Origin of the sequence: Streptomyces sp. 8L (assembly GCF_020176795.1) — a bacterium.
GTDB lineage: Bacteria > Actinomycetota > Actinomycetes > Streptomycetales > Streptomycetaceae > Streptomyces.
In genome coordinates this window covers 1-2701 of sequence record NZ_JAIUKE010000065.1, presented here as the reverse complement: position 1 = coordinate 2701, position 2701 = coordinate 1, and the positions used below count along the sequence as shown (strand labels likewise).

Genomic DNA, 2701 nt, shown 5'->3' with positions numbered 1-2701 from the left:
GCGGCCGGGCGTCGGATCGCTGGTACTCAGGCGGTTGGGCGTCCGATCGCTGGTACTCAGGCGGCCGGGCGTCGGATCGTTGGTACTCATACGGGTCGCTTTCGGTTGGGTCGCGGGGGGAGGGGGCGGATCTCGTGGGTCATGAGGCGTGGGGCTCGCGTGGGGCACGCGGTGTGCCCGTTCGCGGGATTCGGATACGCCCGGACCATTTCCGACGGCCAGCGGCGAGAACGCCGATGAGTCGGTGGGGACGATTCGAGAGTGCGCCCGGCGCGCGGCGGCAGCCAGACACCCACTTCGTCTACGTCCCGTGGAGCCATCACTGACAGGGACAGGCTGAGCCGCGTGAACCGAGCGATACTCGAACCATGGCAAGCCACCACGCCGCCCGTGACGGCGCCGAGGGAGCCGCGCAGCAGGCCTCCGGGCCGGAACCCCGGCGGCGGCCCGCGGAGCCAGAACCTCAGCGGCAGCCGCACGAGGACCTCGACCCGCGCGCGGAACTGAGCGAATTCCTGCGCACCCGCCGTGATCGCCTCAAGCCGGCCGACGTCGGACTCACCGACTACAGCCGGCGGCGCCGCGTCCCCGGTCTGCGACGCGAGGAACTGGCGCAACTCGCCGGAGTCTCGGCCGCGTACTACACGCGATTCGAACAGGGCAACGCGCGCAACGTCTCCCGCGAAGTGGTGGACGCGGTCTCCCGCGTCCTCGGGCTCTCCGGGGACGAGCACACCCACCTCCTGCGCCTGGCCCAGCCCGAGCGACACCCGGAAAGGCACCCCGGCCCCCCGCGCCAGCAGGTCAGGCCCGAAGTGCAAGAGCTCCTGACCGCCGTGGAAGGAGTCCCGGCCTACGTGTGGGGCCGCCGGTCCGACGTGCTGGCCTGGAATCAGACCGCCTCCGCCGTCTTCGGGGACTGGGCGGCCCGAGCCCCGCAGGACCGGAACTGGGGCAGGATCACCTTCCTCGACCCAGCGTCCCGCGAGCTCTTCACCGACTGGAAAGCCAAGGCCCAGGACGTGGTGGGACAGCTGAGACTGTGGGCGGGGCTGCGTCCCGACGACGCGCGGCTCGCGTCACTGATCGGCGAACTCTCCATGAAGAGCGGGGACTTCCGCGAGTTGTGGGCCGCCCACGACGTCAAGAAGAAGACCCACGGCACCATGCCTCTGACGCACCCGCTCGTGGGCCCCCTGACCCTGCGCTACGAAACCCTCACGCTCCCCGGCGACCAGGACCAGTCGCTGACCACGTACCACGCCGAGCCCGGTTCGCCGTCCGAGCAGGCGTTGCGCCTGCTGGCCAGCTGGGGAGCGGACGCGAACCGGGACCGTTCCACCGACACGTCACACTGACCGCGTCCGCGGGGGCCGTGACCCGCTCAAGTCGCCGGTGCCGGTGCCGGTGCCGGTGCCGGTGTGCCCCGTGTGCCCGGTGTGCCTCTGTGCCCTGCGCCTCCGTACCTCCGCGCCCGTACGCTTCCGTGCCCGTCTGACGCTCCAGCCCCGGCGCAGGGCACAATATCTAGGCACCGTGTCTCGTATCTGGTACCTTTCAATACATGGTGCTCCGAAACCTCGGAGTGAATCCAGATTTTTGACGCCCGCGACGCGGGCGCGAGGAGGTCACGCACATGCGTGTGTTCGTCACGGGAGCCAGTGGCTGGATCGGGTCCGCCGTCACCGACGAGCTGAAGGGCGCCGGGCACGAAGTCGTGGGCCTGGCACGGTCGGACGAGTCGGCCGCGTCGCTGGAGCGCAAAGGCGTCGGCGTACTCCGCGGAGACCTGGACGACCTGGACTCCCTGCGCCGTGGAGCGAGCGCCGCCGACGGGGTCGTCCACCTGGCCAACAAGCACGACTGGGGCAACCCCGCGGAGTCCGACCGCGCCGAGCGGGCCTCGGTCCAGGCCCTCGGTGACGCGCTGGCCGGTACCGGTCGCCCCTTCGTGGTCGCCGCGCCCATCTCCGGCCTCGTCCAGGGCCGCCCCGCGCTGGAGACCGACGTGTCCCCGGCCGTGGGCCCCGGCTCGGACCGGGGCGGCAGCGAGAACCTCGCGCTGGACTACGCCGACCGGGGAGTGCGGACCGTCATCACCCGCTTCGCGCCAAGCGTCCACGGCTCCGGCGACTGGGGGTTCGTCAACTTCCTTGTCGCGGCCGCCCGCAAGCAGGGTGCCTCCGGCTACATCGGAGACGGCTCCACCACCTGGTCGGCGGTGCACCGTACGGACGCCGCCCGGCTCGTCCGGCTCGGCCTCGAAGGCGCACCCGCCGGAACCCGCCTGCACGCGGTCGCCGAGGAGGCGGTCACCACCCGGGCGATCGCGGAGGCCATCGGCAGCTACCTCGGCCTCCCTGTCGTCTCGGTCGACCCGGCGGACGCCGGCGCGCACTTCGGATTCGTCAGCGGCTTCTTCGCGCACACCATGACCGCGTCGAGCGGCCTGACCCGCGACGCGCTGTCCTGGACCCCGACCGGGCCCGGCCTGGTCGGGGACATCGAGGCCGGGGCGTACGCCGAGGCCTGATCCCAGCCGCCCGCACGGTCCACCCCCGCGGCCCCCGAAGGACCGGGCGGGCCTGGCCCGCCCCCCGGGGTACCGCGGGGCGGGGCCCGGGGCCCCGGGGGGGGGGGCCCCCCCCCCCGCCCGGGCGGGGGGGGGGGGCGGGGGAACGCGCGCGGGGGGAAGTGCATA

General features: G+C 72.8%; 2 protein-coding genes. Both read left to right on the top strand.

Annotation, left to right across the window (positions count from 1 at the left end; genetic code table 11):
- The first annotated feature begins 368 nt into the window (after positions 1-368).
- Positions 369-1358, top strand: coding sequence for a helix-turn-helix transcriptional regulator (locus LCE31_RS07420; protein WP_225013198.1), 990 nt, complete (start codon positions 369-371; stop codon positions 1356-1358).
- Positions 1359-1636: 278 nt separating this feature from the next.
- Entirely contained in the window at positions 1637-2533 is an 897-nt protein-coding gene (locus LCE31_RS07415) for an SDR family oxidoreductase (RefSeq protein ID WP_225013197.1), read from the top strand.
- Positions 2534-2701: the final 168 nt, after the last annotated feature.

Coding starts and splice junctions, on each gene's coding strand:
- LCE31_RS07420 (WP_225013198.1), top strand. CDS start 369: ATGGCAAGCCACCACGCCGCCCGTGACGGCGCCGAGGGAGCCGCGCAG.
- LCE31_RS07415 (WP_225013197.1), top strand. CDS start 1,637: ATGCGTGTGTTCGTCACGGGAGCCAGTGGCTGGATCGGGTCCGCCGTC.